Source organism: Rhodopseudomonas boonkerdii (genome assembly GCF_021184025.1).
Lineage (GTDB): Bacteria > Pseudomonadota > Alphaproteobacteria > Rhizobiales > Xanthobacteraceae > Tardiphaga > Tardiphaga boonkerdii.
In genome coordinates, this window is record NZ_CP036537.1 from 3960798 (window position 1) to 3978003 (window position 17206).

General features: G+C 62.6%; 14 protein-coding genes. 6 read left to right on the top strand and 8 right to left on the bottom strand.

Annotation, left to right across the window (positions count from 1 at the left end; all coding sequences use genetic code 11):
• Window positions 1–4 precede the first annotated feature (4 nt).
• The gene (locus tag E0H22_RS18255) at window positions 5–1630 is read left to right on the top strand and encodes a thiamine pyrophosphate-dependent enzyme (RefSeq protein WP_233022410.1); all 1626 of its coding nucleotides are present in this window, start codon (window positions 5–7) and stop codon (window positions 1628–1630) included.
• Window positions 1631–1671: 41 nt separating this feature from the next.
• Here the strand turns inward: E0H22_RS18255 and E0H22_RS18260 are convergent, their stop codons facing one another.
• The 7 genes from E0H22_RS18260 to E0H22_RS18290 form a co-directional block, all read right to left on the bottom strand.
• The gene (locus E0H22_RS18260) at window positions 1672–2886 is read right to left on the bottom strand and encodes an ABC transporter substrate-binding protein (RefSeq protein WP_233022411.1); all 1215 of its coding nucleotides are present in this window, start codon (window positions 2884–2886) and stop codon (window positions 1672–1674) included.
• 152 nt (window positions 2887–3038) lie between these two features.
• Window positions 3039–3689 carry a DNA oxidative demethylase AlkB gene (alkB, locus tag E0H22_RS18265; protein ID WP_233022412.1) on the bottom strand — a complete coding sequence of 217 codons (651 nt, stop codon included), beginning with the start codon at window positions 3687–3689 and terminating at the stop codon, window positions 3039–3041.
• A gap of 4 nt (window positions 3690–3693) precedes the next feature.
• Window positions 3694–4434, bottom strand: a complete 741-nt coding sequence (locus tag E0H22_RS18270; protein ID WP_233022413.1) for a 2OG-Fe(II) oxygenase — start codon at window positions 4432–4434, stop codon at window positions 3694–3696.
• Window positions 4435–4573: 139 nt separating this feature from the next.
• Window positions 4574–5260 carry a DUF2848 domain-containing protein gene (locus E0H22_RS18275; protein WP_233022414.1) on the bottom strand — a complete coding sequence of 229 codons (687 nt, stop codon included), beginning with the start codon at window positions 5258–5260 and terminating at the stop codon, window positions 4574–4576.
• Window positions 5261–5411: 151 nt separating this feature from the next.
• A complete protein-coding gene (locus tag E0H22_RS18280; RefSeq protein ID WP_233022415.1) occupies window positions 5412–6758 on the bottom strand; it encodes an amidase in 1347 nt (448 codons plus the stop codon).
• Between the two features lie 37 nt (window positions 6759–6795).
• Entirely contained in the window at window positions 6796–7128 is a 333-nt protein-coding gene (locus E0H22_RS18285; protein WP_233022416.1) for an AtuA-related protein, read from the bottom strand.
• Window position 7129: 1 nt separating this feature from the next.
• Window positions 7130–8467, bottom strand: coding sequence for an acyclic terpene utilization AtuA family protein (locus E0H22_RS18290; RefSeq protein WP_233022417.1), 1338 nt, complete (start codon window positions 8465–8467; stop codon window positions 7130–7132).
• 219 nt (window positions 8468–8686) lie between these two features.
• Here E0H22_RS18290 and E0H22_RS18295 point away from each other — a divergent pair, with 219 nt between their 5' ends.
• The 5 genes from E0H22_RS18295 (at window position 8687) to E0H22_RS18315 (ending at window position 14274) form a co-directional block, all read left to right on the top strand.
• Window positions 8687–9100 (top strand): Zn-ribbon domain-containing OB-fold protein, encoded by a 414-nt coding sequence (locus E0H22_RS18295; RefSeq protein ID WP_233022418.1) that lies wholly within the window; start codon window positions 8687–8689, stop codon window positions 9098–9100.
• A gap of 4 nt (window positions 9101–9104) precedes the next feature.
• The gene (locus E0H22_RS18300; RefSeq protein ID WP_233022419.1) at window positions 9105–10244 is read left to right on the top strand and encodes a thiolase C-terminal domain-containing protein; all 1140 of its coding nucleotides are present in this window, start codon (window positions 9105–9107) and stop codon (window positions 10242–10244) included.
• A gap of 172 nt (window positions 10245–10416) precedes the next feature.
• Window positions 10417–11337, top strand: a complete 921-nt coding sequence (locus E0H22_RS18305; protein ID WP_233022420.1) for an SDR family NAD(P)-dependent oxidoreductase — start codon at window positions 10417–10419, stop codon at window positions 11335–11337.
• A gap of 350 nt (window positions 11338–11687) precedes the next feature.
• Window positions 11688–12989 (top strand): MFS transporter, encoded by a 1302-nt coding sequence (locus E0H22_RS18310; protein ID WP_233022421.1) that lies wholly within the window; start codon window positions 11688–11690, stop codon window positions 12987–12989.
• Window positions 12990–13164: 175 nt separating this feature from the next.
• Window positions 13165–14274, top strand: a complete 1110-nt coding sequence (locus E0H22_RS18315) for an SMP-30/gluconolactonase/LRE family protein (RefSeq protein ID WP_233022422.1) — start codon at window positions 13165–13167, stop codon at window positions 14272–14274.
• 38 nt (window positions 14275–14312) lie between these two features.
• Here E0H22_RS18315 and ppc read toward each other — a convergent pair whose 3' ends face one another.
• On the bottom strand, window positions 14313–17093 hold the full coding sequence (gene ppc, locus E0H22_RS18320; RefSeq protein WP_233026417.1) for a phosphoenolpyruvate carboxylase: 2781 nt from the start codon (window positions 17091–17093) through the stop codon (window positions 14313–14315).
• Window positions 17094–17206: the final 113 nt, after the last annotated feature.

The following is a 17206-nucleotide window of genomic DNA, read 5'->3' on the forward strand; positions in this document are numbered from 1 at the left end:
GTGCATGACTGTTCTCACCGGCGGCGAAGCGATTGTCAGCGGGCTGAAGGCCCACGGGATCGATACCGTGTTCGGCCTGCCCGGAGCGCAGGTCTACGGATTGTTCGACGCCTTCCATCAGGCCAAGCTGAAGGTCATCGGCGCGCGGCATGAACAGGCCAGCGGCTATATGGCGTTCGGCTACGCTCGCGCCTCCGGCAAGCCCGGCGTGTTCAGCGTGGTACCTGGCCCCGGCGTTCTTAACGCGAGCGCGGCGATGTTGACAGCATTCGGCTGCAACGAGCCTGTGATGTGTCTCACCGGCCAGGTGCCATCAGACTACCTTGGCAAAGGCCGCGGTCACCTGCACGAGATGCCCGACCAGCTTGCGACCTTGCGCAGCTTCGTGAAATGGGCGGAACGGATCGAATATCCAGCGGATGCGCCGACCAAGGTGGCACGCGGATTCCAGGAGATGATGTCCGGCCGGCGCGGCCCCGTCGCGCTGGAAATGCCATGGGATGTGTTCACGCAGAAGGCCGAGACTGCGAATGCGGCACCACTCGCGCCATTTGGGCCGCCCCCGCCCGATCCCGATCGCATCAAGGCCGCGGCAGCACTGATCAAGGCCAGCAAGGCGCCGATGATCTTTGTCGGCGCCGGCGCAATGGACGCGGGCGCCGAAATCATCGAACTCGCCGAGATGATCGACGCCCCCGTGGTCGCGTTCCGCTCCGGCCGCGGCGTTGTCAGCAATGCGCATGAGCTCGGGCTCACCATGGCTGCCGCCTATAATCTGTGGCCGCAGACGGATCTCATGATCGGGATCGGCTCGCGAATGGAATTGCCGGCGACGTTTCGCTGGCCGTTCAGACCGGAAGGACTGAAATCGATCCGCATCGACATCGATCCAGCGGAGATGCGGCGTCTCATCGTCGACGCTCCCGTTATTGCCGATGCAGCGGAAGGCACACGTGCGCTCGCGGCAGCGGTGAGCAAGGCCGGATACACCAGAACATCGGGTCGCCGCGCGACGATCCAGGCAGCATCGGCAAAGGCTACGAAAGACATTCAGGTTGTCCAACCGCAGATGGATTATCTCAACATTCTGCGCGACGTCCTGCCCGACAATGCCATCGTCACCGACGAACTGTCGCAGGTCGGCTTTACCTCATGGTACGGCTTCCCGGTCTATCAGCCGCGCACCTTTATCACGTCAGGTTATCAGGGCACGCTCGGCTCCGGCTTTCCGACGGCGCTCGGTGCCAAGGTGGCGCATCCGGATCGGCCGGTGGTCGCCATCACCGGCGACGGCGGCTTCATGTTCGCGGTGCAGGAACTTGCCACCGCCGTGCAGTTCAAGATCGGTGTGATCGTGCTGGTGTTCGACAACAACGCTTACGGCAATGTGCGGCGTGACCAGCTCAATGTGTTCGATGGCCGCGTCGTGGCGGCGGATCTGGTTAATCCGGATTTCGTCAAACTGGCGGAATCGTTCGGCGTTGGCGCAGCGCGGGTGAAGTCGCCGGCGGAATTCAAGCCCGCACTGGAAAAGGCTCTGGCGGACGGCGGGCCGTATCTGATCGCGGTGGATGTGCCCAGGGATTCCGAAGTAAGTCCGTGGGCATTCATCCATCCGAAGAAGCCGTGACGCTTAACCTCTCCCCGCAAAGGGCGGGGAGAGGCTAGAAGCTACTGCTTCACCGGCGGGTCCAGCTGCGTGCAGCCGCCCTCGCCGATGGGGCGCATGATGTCCGCTGCCTTCACCTTGCCCTTGATCCTCAAGAGATCCCAGTCACTCTTGACTTCCGAAGGCTTCTTCACCTCCGCCAATAGCATGTCGTTCATCAGACGGCCGTCCTCGCGCAGCTTCGCGCCGGGTGCGAAGAAATCATCCACCGGCATCGCCTTCATCTGCCGCATCACCTTGAGACCGTCATTGTCCCCCGCAGCTTCGGCGGCACGCAGATAGTGCTTCACGGCGCTGTAAACGCCTGCCTGCGCATGGGTCGGCATCTTGCCATGCCTGGCCATGAAGCGCTTGCCGAAATCGCGGCTGGCGTCGTCATTGTCCCAGTAATAGCCCTCGAGATATTGCACGCCCTGCGTGGATTCGGCACCCAGCGCCTTCACCGAGGTGAGATAGAAGATCAGCACCGCCAGCTTCTGCTTGCCTTCGCCGATCTGAAATTCGCGCGCCTGTTTGATATTGGTGACAGTATCGCCGGACGCATTGGCGAGCGCGATCACCTTCGCGCCCGATGACTGCGCCTGCAGCAGGAAGGACGAGAAATCCATCGTGCCGACCGGATGCTTCACCGCACCGAGCACCTTACCGCCGGCCGCTTCAACGACCTTCGAGACTTCAGCCTGCATGGCGATGCCGAAAGCATAATCCGCGGTGATGAAGAACCAGGTGTCGCCGCCATCCTTCACCACGGCTTTCGCGATGCCTTGTGCGAGCGAATAAGTGTCGTAAAGCCACATGGCGGCGGTCGGTGCGCATTGTTTGCCGAACACATCGGCGGTGGCGGAGCCGACATGCACCAGCACCTTGCCCCGCTCGCGCGCGAGATTCTGCACGCCGAGCGAGATGGCGGAGTTGCCGATATCGAAAATCGCATCGACGCCCTGCTGATCGTAGAGATCGCGCGCCAGCGAGATACCGATATCAGTCTTGTTTTGATGATCCGGGCCGAGCAGCTTTACAGGCTGGCCGCGCACCTTGCCGCCGATATCGTCGATGGCGAGCTGTGCCGCCACCACGCTGCCGACACCGCCGGCGTCGGAGAAGACGGAACTCTTGTCGTTCAGCACGGCGATGGCGAGAGGCTTCGTAATCGGCTCGGCGGAGGCCATCGTGTTCAGACATGCGACAGCAATCGCCAGCAGGCCCATACGGGTCATGGTCGTTCCCTCGTTTTGTTTTTTATGGAGGAAGCGTAATCAGACGTCGTACGCTTTGCCAGCAAATTTTAATCGAGCGATTAAACTCGCATCACGCTGTCATTCCGGGGCGCGCAATTGCGCGAATCCGGAATGACGAATGTAGCTGCCATTCATCTCGTCTTACGGAATGTGAGATTGATGCGCTGGGCGCCCATCACGGGATGCTCGCCCTCCGGCAGCGGCGCGACGCCGTGATAGGCCAGGCGCGACGCACCGCCCCAGACGACAACATCGCCATGGGTCAGACGATAGCGTTTCTGCGGCGCGTGACGCGTGAAGCCACCGAACAGGAATGTCGCCGGCAAGCCGAGCGAGACCGACACGATGGGCGCACCGAGATCGAGCTCGTCCTTGTCTTGATGCAGGGACATTTTTGCGCCGGGCTTATAGCGATTGATAAGGCACGCATCGGGCGCAAAATTCTCATAACCGCCTTCCGCTGCCGCCCGCGCGGCGACACTACGCAACGATGGCGGCATCTCCGGCCAGTTCCGGCCGCTGTCGGGATCGACGGGATCATAGCGATAACCTCGCGCGTCCGACACCCAGCCGACGCGGCCGCAATTGGTCATTGCCACCGACATCGTATGGCCGCCCGGCGTGACCAGATGGCGGAACGGTGCCGCCTTGATGATGGTGCGGAGGTCGACGAGCAGCGCCTGCTCGTCATCGCCGACGCAACCACGCAACAACACAGCACCTTCGCCGAGTTGCTCGCGCGCGGGCTGGGCATCGGTCGTTGTCGCGAACAGGTCGGTCATTCACTCACTTTGCATCGTGGAAGATCACGCCCAGCGTATGGCGCCGGCCCGTCTTAACACGGCTGACGCCGTGGCGCAGGTTAACACGGTAGCTGCCGCGCGTGCCCTGGACCGGGCGGTGATGCACGGCAAACACGACGGCATCTCCCTGTTTGAGCGAAACCACCTCCGCGCGCGATTGCATGCGCGGGCGCTGTTCGGTGAGCACGAATTCTCCGCCCGTAAAATCTTCGCCGGGCTGCGACAGCAGGATCGCCACCTGCAGCGGGAAGACGTGCTCGCCATAGAGATCCTGATGCAGGCAATTGTAGTCGCCGGGGTCATATTGCAGCAATAGCGGCGTCGGCCGGGTCTGGCCGGCCTCGTGGCAACGCCTGAGAAAGGCAAATTGATCGTCAGGGAAACGCACATCGATGCCCATGGCCGCGTTCCAGCGATTGGCGATGGCGCTGAGCGGGCCATAGAGCGCGGGACGCAGCGCCGCGATGGGATCGGGCAGCGGATAGTTGAAGTATTTATACTCGCCGCGGCCGAAACCATGGCGGGCCATCACGATGCGGCTGCGGAAGCGTGCGTCATCGCGATAGAGCGCTGACAGCGCGCAGCATTCCTCCGATGTGAGGAGCTTGTCGAAGACAGCGCAGCCCTGGGCATCGAGATCGTCGCCGATGCGCTGCCAGTCGATCGTATCGAGGCGCGTGTCTTCCGAGGGCGAAGAGCGTTTAGCGAGAGTCGCAGGTGGCATGATGCAGCCGCTCCGTTAGGCGTGCCGATCATCGGCAGCATATCCGGCTGCATTGTGAAGCGGATGGCGAGGACTGAACCACCCGATTTCCGGCCCCCTTAACCTCTCCCCGCCCTTTTGCGGGAAGAGGTTAAGAACCTCAGCCCACCACCGGCAGGGTCTTGATGTCATACCCATGGCTGATCTTGCGCTTCAGCACGGGGTCTTCGATCTCGTAGTCGAAGCGATCGGCGGGACGGATGCCGCCCTTGGCTGCAAAGGTGCCGCCAAACATGGCGGTGCCGTCCGGCAGCTTGTCGGCATCAAAACCCTTCTTGATGAGTTCGGCAACCGGCAGCATGCCGCTGAGCTTGCCCTCCTGATACAGCACCTTCTCGCCCTTGATGGTGGCCCAGGAGCGCAGGATAATCTCGTCCCAGTGCGGCAATACCTCCTCGAGCGCCCACACCACCGGCGCGATCGGCTTGTCGCACATCTGCTTCGACACGGTGATGTTGTAGGTCTCGACCTGCCGGTCGGTATGATCGGAGCCAACGCCGACATAGGTCTTGCCGCCGGAAGCGATCAGGCAGAACTCTACCTCGCCCGACGAATTCACATCGGTGCATTCGATCATGCCGTCAGTGGTGAAGCGACGTGCCGAACAACGATAATAGATCGGCGTCGTCGCCGGCGGGGCAATGCCGAGTTCCTGCAGTTCCTTGATGTGATGATCGCGCGCGACCGGATCTCGGCCGGTCCAGCCGGCGATGACGCCCTGGGTCAGCGTGACGTTGAGCGGGGTGCTCTTGCCGGCGGCGTCGAGCGTGAGGGAGAGAGTGGTCATGTGTCGTCCTTCGTTAAAGTCTGAATTCTCTCCGTCCCTCATGGTGAGGAGGCGCCACTTCGGCGCCGTCTCGAACCATGAGTTGACGGCGCTCCGCTGCCATCCTTCGAGACGCCGCGCTTTGCGCGGCTCCTCAGGATGAGAGACGGAGTTAGCCGCGCACGGCCTTTTCCACTCCGGCGGCGAGTTCGAAGATGCGGCGGTCGCTGCCACCGGCAGCGGCCAGCATCAGGCCGACAGGGGCTTCGTCCTTGCGCGAGATCGGCAGCGAGATGGCGCAGCCGTCGATCATGTTGATCAGCGTGCAGTTGCGCAGCGCCATCAGGTTCTTCTTGGCGAACACCTTGTCGTCGTCCATCTCGGCGATGGTCGGCGGCGCGATCGGACAGGTCGGCATCACCAGCGCGTCGTAAGGCGCGATGGTCGCCTCGGTGCGCGCGATCAGCGAACGGCGCATCGGCAGGAGGTCGATGTAATCGGCCGCGTTCTGTGTCTCACCGCGCGCGATGCGCACGGAGACGCGGGGATCGTAGACATCGCCCTTGGCGGCCAGTAGCTCGCGATGCCAGGCATAGCTCTCCGCTGCGGTGAAGCCGCCCTTGCTGCTCATCAGAGGGATGTCGTTGAAGGACGACACCTCGATGCGCTCGATCAGCGCGCCCTTCTCGGTGAGCAGCTTGATCGTGCGCTCGAAGATTTCCGAAACGACGGAATCAAGTTCGTCCATCGCGATCGTGGTCGGCACCGCAAGGCGCATGCCCTTGATGGCGCGGGGCGTGAGTTCAAACTCCGGCTCGCCGGCGAGCACGGCATCCATTGCCGCGCAGCAGGCAACGCTGCGGGCCAGCGGGCCGATGCTGTCGAGAGTGAAGGACAGCGGCACGGCACCATCGAGCGGCACGCGGCGCTGGGTCGGCTTGTAGCCGACGATGCCGTTGAAGGCCGCCGGGATGCGGCAAGAGCCGCCGGTATCGGTGCCGAGCGCCGCATGGGCCATGCCGTCGAGAACCGAAACGCCGGCGCCCGAGGACGAACCGCCCGGCACATGGCCGACCTCACGCTTCCAGGCGCCTTTCGGCGTGCCGTAATGCGGATTGGTGCCGATGCCCGAATAGGCGAATTCGACCATATTGGTACGGCCGATCAGGATGAAACCGGCAGCGCGCAAGCGGGCGACGGCGGGCGCATCGGCCACGGCCGGCGCGCTGTCATCGAGCGCACGCGAACCGGCGCGAGTGACCTGCCCCTTGATGTCGAACAGATCCTTGATGGAAACCGGAATGCCGGCGAAGCGCGAAGGCGCGGCACCCACCTTACGCAACGCATCCATGGCGTCAGCGGCAGCCAGCGCGGCATCCTTGTCCACATGCAGATAGACCCGCTGCCCCTCGCCGTTCGGATCGGCGATTTTGGCGAGGCAGTCCTCGACCAGTTTGCGGGAGGTGGTACGGCCGGCGGCGAGATCGGCGGCGAGGCTGGCGAGAGTCGGTGCAGACATGGTCACAGGTTCCTTGTCGGGCCGTGACCGGATGCGTTCACGGCGCCTCGTCGGTATCGCCGATACAGCCCGTAATTTCCAGATCGAGCAGCGCGGAGCTGAGCGACTTGCCATGCGCGTCGAGCGCCAGGGATCGCGTAACGCCGCCGCCAAGTGCCTGATCCATCACGAAATTCAGTGCGGAAATATTGGGCAGTTCATAGCGGACCACCTCGCCCCGAACGATGTCCTTGAACAGGCCACGCACGCGCTCGGCGGTCACCTGCGATAATAGCAACGGAAAAAGCTTTGCGTCAAAGGCAATTACCGAGATGTTGGAAATGTTGCCTTTGTCCCCCGTGCGGGAATGGGCGATGTCGCGCAGCTTCATCTCAGGCCTCCACGAAACGGACAGACGGCTTTGCCTGCGCGCGTGGCAACAGAACCGAAGCGACGGCGACCACTTCACGCGCCGACTTGGTGGCGCCGCCACCGCCGGCTGGGCCGTTGGTATAAAGCGTCTCGACCTCGTTGCCGATGCGAACGGCTTCGCGCAGCGAGTCGGTGCGCCCCGTGACACGGACGCGAACCTCATAGGGTTCGGAGCGCGCACCAAGGGATTCGCCATGGAGGGAATCGACACCGATCAGATCGAAGCGCATCTCGGATGTCGCCACACCAGTGAGTTTCAGGCGCTCGCGCACGATATCGAGCGCCAGACGGCCACGCGCGACGGCGTTCGGGCCAGCATAGGAGATCTGGCCTTCGCCGATATAACTGTCAAGGTAACCGACCGAGACCTTGAGCGTATCCGGACGCGGCGTGCCCTGCCCGCCGGTGACGCGGACGCGATCCTTGCCGATCTCCTCGATACGGACCTGGGAGAAATCTGCGATGACATCGGGCTGCAGATAACGTTTGGGATCGTGCACCTCATAGAGCAATTGCTCCTTGCAGGTGCGCGCAGAGACTTCACCGCCGGAGCCATCGACCTTGGTGACCACCAGCGTGCCATCCTCGCTGACCTCGCCGATGGGGAAGCCGAGCCGCGCCAGACCTTCCACATCCTTGAAGCCGGGGTCGGCGAAGTACCCGCCAGTGATCTGGCCCGCACATTCGAGCAGATGGCCGACAACGATGCCCTGGCCGAGCAGATTCCAGTCGGACATCGACCAGCCGAAGGCATGGATCATAGGGGCAAGAAACAGTGCGGGATCAGAGGCGCGGCCGGTGATCACGACGTCGGCACCGCCCGTGAGCGCCGCAGCCATCGGCTCGGCACCGAGATAGGCGTTGGCGGAGAGAACCTTGTTGCCGAGGCCGCGCATGGTGCTGTCGAATTCAAGCACCGGCAGATCGCTGTCCTTGCAGGCATCGAGGACGTCGTCACCCACGATGGCGGCAATCTTCAGTTTCGGCAGACTCATCGCCTTGGCGATCTCCGCCGTCTTGCGCGCCGCAGCTTCGGGATTGGCCGCGCCCATATTGGTCACGATCTTGATGCCTTTCGCCGCACAGATCGGCAGCACCGCGCGCAAGCGTTCTTCAAGCAACGGATCGAAACCGCTGTCAGGATTCTTCATCCGCGCCTGCTGCGCCAACGCCACCGTACGCTCGCCCAGGCATTCGAACACGAGATACTGGATGTCGCCCTTCTCGGCGAGCTCGACCGCGGGCTCGATGCGATCGCCGGAATAGCCGGCGCCGGAGCCGATCCTGATGCTGCGCAATGGAGCCTCGCCTGTTCGTTTCCCGGTATTCCGCCACAACATTCCCGACGGGGTTGCGGCCTTCGACTGCAGTCAGACCATCCCACCAGATTGGTGTCAAATGTGGTCCGCGATGACAGGATATGGCTATGCAACGCGCGCGCTGGACCTCTCCCTGCCAAATGTGGAATGTCCTGCGCGACAACGAACCGGGACCATCCCGGCACTGGGAGAAAACAGATGGCCGAACCCGCACGGGCCCGCCCGAAACCTACACCCGAAACCCAGCATTACTGGGACGGCGCCAAGGCGGGCGAACTGCGCCTGCAACGCTGCGATGACTGTTCGCATGTGTATTTCCCGCCGCGCCCGTTCTGCTCGAAATGCGCCTCGCGGAATGTTTCGGTGTTCAAGGCATCCGGCAAGGGCTTCCTCTACAGCTATGTCATTAATCATCGCCCGGCCGCTCCAGGCTTCACGCCACCTTACGCCATTGCGGTTGTCGAACTTGATGAGGGCCCGCGGATGATGAGCAACATCATTGATTGTCCGCAGACCCCCGAAGCACTCGAGTTGGACATGAAGCTCGAGGTCGCGTTCCAAAAGGTGGACGACAATCTCACCCTCCCCGTGTTCCGACCAGCGAAGGGCTGAGATCATGCGCAGAAACGCAGTCGCCGTTGTCGGCGCGGCCGAGACCACTGAACTCGGCGTCATTCCCAATATGTCGCAGATCCAGCTCCACGCGGATGCGGCACTCAACGCCATCAAGGATGCCGGACTGAAACTGTCCGACATCGACGGCATCGCGACCGCCGTGGAGACTCCGCAGCAACTCGCGCATTATCTCGGCATCACGCCAACCTGGGCCGACGGCACCTCGGTGGGCGGCTGCTCCTTCATGCTGCATGTCCGTCACGCTGCCGCCGCCATCGAAGCCGGACTGTGCAAGACCGTGCTGATCACCCATGCGGAAAGCGGCAAGTCGATGATCGGCAAATTGCCGCGCTCGATCCCGGCGGACTCGCTGCAAGGCCAGTTCGAGGCGCCCTATGGCGTCTATGGTCCGCCGAGTATGTTCCCGATCCCCGTGCTGCGCTTCATGAAGACCTACGGCATCACGCATGAACAGCTCGCCTCGGTGGCTGTGGTGCAGCGCGAATGGGCGGCGAAGAATCCGCGTGCGATGATGAAGGATCCGATCACCGTCGAGGACGTGCTGAACTCGCGCATGATCGCCTATCCGTTCCGCCTGCTGCAATGCTGCCTCGTCACCGATGGTGGCGGCGCGCTGATCCTGACCTCGGCCGATCGCGCCAAGGATTTCCCGCAGAAGCCGGTCTATATCCTCGGCACTGGCGAAAGCGTGGAAACGCCGATGGTCAGCCAGATGGAAACCTTCAACTCCTCGCGCGCCTTCAAGGTGGCGGGCCCGACCGCCTTCCGCGAGGCCGGGATCACCCATAATGATGTCGACCACCTGATGATCTACGACGCCTTCGCGCATCTGCCGCTTTATGGCCTCGGCGATCTCGGCTTCATGCCGCATGAAGAAACCGGCAAGTTCATCGCCGACGGCAACACGCGCCCCGGCGGCAAGCTGCCGCTGAATACGAATGGCGGCGGACTGAGCTACATGCATTCCGGCATGTACGGCATGTATGCGCTACAGGAGAGCGTCCGCCAGATGCGCGGCATCGCTCCGGCGCAGGTGCCGGGCGCAAAGATTTCCGTCTGCCATGGCGTCGGCGGCATGTTCGCAGCATCAGGGACGGTGATTTTTACGAATGAGAAGTAGCGACACGCGCCGAAGCGTCCCCTCCCCCCTCCGGGGGGAGGGTTAGGGAGAGGGGGCGCCCCGCGTGGCGTCGGAGTGTGGGGCTCCCCTCTCCCGGCGCTACGCGCCGACCTCTCCCCGGCGGGGAGAGGTGACCACAAACACCTGAGTTTCAACCAAGAGGAACCACCACATGGCACAATCCAAAATGCTCGACGGCAAGGTCATCGTCGTCACCGGCGCCGGGCGCGGCATCGGCCGCGGCATCGCACTGCTCTGCGCAGCTGAAGGCGCGAGCGTCGTCGTCAACGATCCCGGCGGCGCCACCGACGGCGCCGGTTCGAGCGCCGCACCCGCCGAAGAAGTCGTCGAGGAAATCAAGAAGGCCGGCGGCAAGGCCGTCGCCAATTTCGAGTCGGTCGCCGAAGCCATTCCCGCCAGCAAGATCATCAAGCAGGCCGTCGACACCTATGGCCGTCTCGACGGCGTGGTGAACAATGCCGGCATTCTGCGCGACGCCATCTTCCACAAGATGTCGATCGATGCGTTCGAGGCCGTGATCAAGGTCCATCTGATGGGCTCGTTCTACACCTCGCATGCCGCCGCCCGTATCTATCGCGAGCAGAACTCGGGCTCCTTCGTGCACTTCACCTCGACATCCGGTCTCGTCGGGAATTTCGGCCAGGCTAACTATGCCGCCGCCAAGCTCGGCATTGTCGGCTTATCGAAGTCGATCGCCCTCGACATGCAGCGCTACGGTGTCAATTCGAATTGCGTCTCGCCCTTCGCCTGGAGCCGCATGATCGGCTCGATCCCCACCGAGACCGAAGCCGAGAAGGCCCGCGTCGAGCGCATGCAGCGCATGGGCCCGGAGAAGATCGCACCGCTGGTCGCCTTCCTGCTGTCGGATGCGGGCAAGGACGTCACCGGGCAGATCTTTGCCGCGCGCATGAACGAGATCTTCCTGATGGGCCAGTCCCGCCCGATCCGCTCGATCCACCGCGACGAAGGCTGGACCCCGCAGACCCTGGCCGAGCACGGCATGCCGGCACTGAAGTCGTCGTTCTACAAGCTCGACCGTTCGGCCGATATTTTCAGCTGGGATCCGGTGTAAGCGACACACGCTTCCGCACGCTCTGCCCTCATCCTGAGGAGCAGCGCCCTTGCGCTGCGTCGCGAAGGATGGCGGCAGGCGTGGAGCCCGGCGAGCTCATGGTTCGAGACGGCGCCTAAGGGCGCCTCCTCACCATGAGGGCCTGTGCTTGTACAGACAATTGCAACCCCAGATCGAAAACGAAACTATATTGCTCAAATAGCTATGCATAACGACCTTGTCTGACCCGTGCCCGCCCAAATTTCGCAATAAAGAATTCCCGTTCCCGCCAAGGTCGGCTATGTGACCGGCAAATAACAAGGCTCGACGTCGCGCGCTTGCGGACGCTGCCGCATTTGCTGGACATCACAATGAGCGATCACGCGGGCACCATGCCCTCCGCGGCCCTGCCGCAATCGAAGACCCTGAACTCGCCAGCGCGCGTTCTCACCGCGAGCCTGATCGGCACCACCATCGAGTTCTTCGATTTCTACGTTTATGCCACCGCCGCAGTGCTGGTGTTCCCGAAGCTGTTCTTCCCGGCCGGCAATGACACGGCGGCGCTGCTGGCGTCGTTCGCGGTGTTCTCCATCGCCTTCTTCGCGCGCCCGATCGGCGCCATCGTGTTCGGCCATTTCGGTGATCGTGTCGGCCGCAAGACCACGCTGGTCGCGGCCTTGCTCACCATGGGCATCTCGACGGTGGTGATCGGCCTGCTGCCGACCCATGCGCAGATCGGCATCGCGGCGCCGCTGCTGCTGGTGCTGTGCCGCTTCGGGCAAGGACTCGGCCTCGGCGGTGAATGGGGCGGCGCCGTGCTGCTCGCCACCGAGAACGCCCCCGAAGGCAAGCGCAACTGGTACGCCATGTTTCCGCAGCTCGGTGCGCCGCTCGGCCTGTTCCTCGCCTCCGGCACGTTCTGGATCCTGCTGCACTTCGTTTCACCGGACGCGTTCCTCGGCTGGGCCTGGCGCGTGCCGTTCCTCGCCTCCATCGTGCTGATCGTCATCGGCCTGTGGGTGCGCCTTTCCATCACCGAAACGCCGGAATTCCAGAAGGCCATCGACAAGGCCGAACGCGTCGCCGTCCCCGGCATCGAGCTCCTGAAGCGGCACAAGCGTAGCCTGCTGCTCGGCACGCTCGTTGGTCTCATGACCTTCGTGTTCTTCTATGTCTGCACCGCCTACCTCTTGTCCTACAATGTCGGCGTCGTGAAGATGTCGCTGCTCGATGCGCTGAAGGTGCAGATTGCCGGCGCCGTCGCTTTCGGCACCACCAACATTCTCGCGGGTCTTCTCGCCGACAAGATCGGTCGCCGCACACTGTTGATCGCGAACTGCCTGATGGTGATCGTGTTCTCGTTCTTCGTCGCGCCTTTGCTCGGCAGCGGTGTCGCGGGCATCTATGCTTTCGCGCTGATCGGCCTCGCCATCTTCGGCATCAATTACGGCCTGATCGGTGCAGCCCTCGCCGCGCCGTTTCCCACTGCGGTGCGCTACACCGGCTCGTCCATGACGTTCAATCTGGCGAGCATCTTCGGTGCGTCGCTGGCGCCCTATATCGCCACCTGGCTGCAGGCGAATTACGGCCTCACCTATATCGGCTACTATGTGCTGGCTGCGGCGGTGATCACGCTGCTTGCGATCTTTGCCTCGGGCAAGCAGGAAGTCTGATTCTTCGCAGATTGATATAATTGCGAAGCCCGGATGACGCGCGGCGTTATCCGGGCTTTTTTGTTTTGTGCAACGCCGCCACCGCGCGGCAGCAACGAAATCGCTGGCATCGGCCTCGCAACGCGCTAGCCTCTCTGCAACCGGCAGTGAAGCCGGAACAACAGGGAGGACGACGATGCCAACTCCGTTTGCCACGCGCGACGACGACCCCACCGTCATCTCACTCAACCGCCGACGTATCCTTCAAACCGCCGGTGCCCTCGCCGCCTCGACCATCGTTGCACCGAAAGCTTTCGCGCGCGACTTCGGGCCGAATGCCGAACCGCAGCGCTATCCCGACCCCGACATCGTCGTCATCGACGCCAAGCGCTTCAAGGCCAAGGTCGGCAACACCGCGATCAAGCGACTTTATACAGGCTGTCTGTGGGCCGAAGGGCCGGCCTGGAATGCGCAGGGCCAGTTCCTGATCTGGAGCGATATCCCCGCCAATCGCCAGCTGCGCTATCTCGACGACGATGGCCATATTTCCGAACGCTTCCGTTATCCCTCGGAAGAGAGCAACGGCAATTCCTTCGACACCGAGGGGCGGCAGCTCACCGCGCAGCGCACCCGCCTCGTCCGCTTCGAGCACAATGGCAGTGTCACCACACTGGCCGAACAGGCCAATGGCAAGCCGCTCAACGGACCGAACGACATGGTGGTCAGCCCCGTCGACAAGTCGATCTGGTTCACCGATCCCGGCTATGGCGGCGTCAGCATCTATGAAGGCCAGCTCGCCAATACCGGCTCCGTATCGCCGCAGCAGAAGGAAGCGGTGTATCGCATCGACCCCGCGAGCGGACAGGTGAGCAAGGTCGCCGACGAACCGTTCAAGCCGAACGGGCTCGCCTTCAGCCCGGACTACAAGAAGCTCTATGTCTGCGATACCGGCATCACGCATTACCCCAATGCGAAGAATGTCGTGTGGCAGTATGACGTCAACGGTGACAAGCTGAGCAATGGCAAGCCGTTGATCGACATGACGCTGGATGGCAAGTCCGGTTTCCCCGATGGGCTACGCGTCGATACCGAAGGCAATATCTGGGTCGGTGCCGGCTGGGTTGGCGAGGGCTATGACGGCGTGCAGATTTTTGCGCCGGATGGGCAGCGCATCGGGCAAATCAAGCTGCCGGAAACCTGTGCCAATGTGTGTTTCGGCGGCAAGAAGCGGAACCGGCTGTTCATGACGGCGAGCCAGTCGCTCTATGCCGTTTATGTTGAAACGCAGGGCGCCCATTTCTGTTGAGACTTTCTTATCCCTCCCCGCAAGGGGGAGGGATCCCCCTACCCGCTATTCCTCAACCCCGCCGAAATCCCATTAATCGTCAGTTGAATCCCGCGCAGCACCTGTTCATCAGGATTGTTCGCACGATGCTCTTTCAACAGCTCCACCTGCACATGATTGAGCGGATCGAGATACGGAAAACGGTTGCGGATCGAGCGTTCCAAAAGCGGATTGCCTTGCAACAGCCCTTCTTGCTCCATCACATTGAGCAGCGTCTCGATTGTCAGATGCCATTCGCGGCGAATGCGGCCGAAAATCTTCTCACGGAGAATCTCGTCAGCGACGAGCTCCGCATAGCGTGAAGCAATCGCGATCGAGCTCTTCGCCAGCACCATGTCCATATTCGACAACAGCATGCGGAAAAACGGCCATTCGCGATGCATCTCCTGCAGGAAGGCCATGCCCTTTTCGGGATGTTTGACCAGCCACGCCTCAATCGCGCTGCCGAAACCGAACCAGCCGGGCAGCATCAGCCGGCATTGCGCCCATGAGAACACCCACGGAATCGCGCGCAGATCCTCAATCGCCCGCGTCTTCTTGCGCGAAGCCGGACGGCTGCCGATGTTAAGCGTCGAGATTTCGTTGATAACCGTGGATTCCCAGAAGTAATCGACGAAGCCCTCGGTCTCGTAGACCAGGCCGCGATAGGCCTTGAAGGCGAGTGCGGAGATTTCCTCCATCGCTTCCAAATACGCGCTGCGCGGCGCGCTCTGTCTGGGCGCGAGCAAGCTCGCTTCCAACGTCGCCGCGGCAAGGATTTCGAGGTTGTTGCGCCCGACCTCGGCATTCGAATATTTGCTGAAGATGATTTCACCCTGTTCGGTGATGCGGATCTGGCCGTCCACCGCGCCACCGGGCTGCGCGAGAATAGCGTCGTGGCTCGGCCCGCCACCACGCCCCACCGAGCCGCCGCGGCCATGGAACAGGCGCAGACGAATGTGATGGCGCTCGAACACATCGACGAGGCCGATCTCCGCCTTGTACAGCTCCCAACCCGAGGTAACGAAGCCGCCATCCTTGTTACTGTCGGAATAGCCGAGCATGACCTCCTGCACACCGCCCCGGCTATCCACAAGACGACGATAGTCATGCAGCGCGAACAGCCGATCCATGATCTTGGCGGAGGCCTGCAGATCCTCGATGGTCTCGAACAACGGCACGATGTTGATACCGCTGCGGCCGGAGGAATCGACGAGCCCGACTTCCTTCAGCAACACCGCGACCTCCAGCATATCGGAGACGCCCTTGCACATGGAGATAATGCATTGAGGGATTGCCGCATCGCCGAACTTGGCATGCACCTCGGCCGCCATCCGGAACAGCGCGAGTTCGCCGATGGTCTCCTCGCTATATTTCACGAACAGCGACGACAATGGCCGCGCGTTCTTCAACTCGGCAGACAGCAGCGCAATGCGCGCATCCTCGTCCAACGCCAGATAGGACTTTCCAGGCATCGCCGCGTCGATCAGCTCCGCGACCGTCCGCTCGTGCACGGCCGAATTCTGCCGGATGTCGAGACTGGCGAGATGGAAGCCGAAGCACTCCACGGCGCGGCGCAGCGTGCGCAGCCGGCCGCGCGCGATCACGCGGGAATTATCCGCATGAAGCGAGCGATCCAGTACGTCGAGATCGGCCTTAAACTCGGCCGCCGATGCATAAGGCGGCGCTTCACCGACAGCGGCGCGTCGGTTAGGTAGTTTGAGCGCATGCGCTGTCGCCGCCATCCGCGCGTAAATCCCGGAAATCGCCAGGCGATATGGCTCGCCGGCGCGATGCGGCGACGGGTCGGGAGAGCGCTCCGCCAGAGCGCGCAATTCGTCGGAGACCTCGGACAGATGCGCTGCCATCGACAGTTCCGCGCCGAGCGCGTGGAGCTCGTCGAGATAGAAGCTGAAGGCACGCCGGCTCTGCAGCATCACGGTGCCCTGCATCACATCAGCGGTAACAAACGGATTGCCATCGCGGTCGCCGCCGATCCAGCTGCCCATACGCAGGAATGATGGCAGCGCCTCCGGGCCGCCGTGCTCGCGCAGACTATCCTCCAACCGGCAATGCAGCCGCGGCACCTCGCGCAGAAACGTATAGTCGTAGAAGGCGAGACCATTGGCGACCTCATCGAGGACCGTCAGCTTGCTGCGACGGAGCAGATTGGTTTGCCACAGCGTAACCACCGCACGGCGCAGCGCCTCATCCAGCGTCTCGGTTTCCTCCGGCGTGAGCTGCATGCGCTCGCGGCGATCGAGCAAAGCAGCGATCTCCATTTCGCGGTCGATGGTGCTCTTGCGACGGACTTCGGTCGGATGCGCCGTCAGCACCGGCGACACCAGCGCCTGGCTGAAGAATTTTCCGAGCATCTTGGCATCGATGCCCGCCTCCTGCGCGCGCGCGACGGCATGCGCCAGCGTGCCATTGGCGGAGGCGGCATCGGCGCGCTGGGCACGCATGCGGCGGATATTGTTCTGATCCTCGGCGATATTGGCGAGATGCGAGAAATAGCTGAAGGCACGAACGATGCGCACGGTGTCTGCGGTCGTCATGCCGTCGAGGATGGCTTCCAGTTCGCGCCTGGCGTCCTTGTCCTCATTGCGATGAAAGCGCACCGAGGTCTGGCGGATATTCTCCACAAGATCAAAGACCGCAGCGCCTTCCTGATCGCGCACGGTGTCGCCGAGAATGCGGCCAAGCAGCCTAATATCCTCGCGCAGCTGCGCATCGGCCGCGGCATCGGCGATGAGCGTGCCATGCAGCGGGGCGGCTTCCTGGTCGTTGGGCAAGGTCATGGACATGAGCAGCTCCGGAAAATGGCCGGGAGTGCATTTGGGAGCAGTTTTTGTTGCGATGCAAGATGAAGTTGAGGGATCGGCCCGCGCACAGACCCTCAACCTGAGAGTCT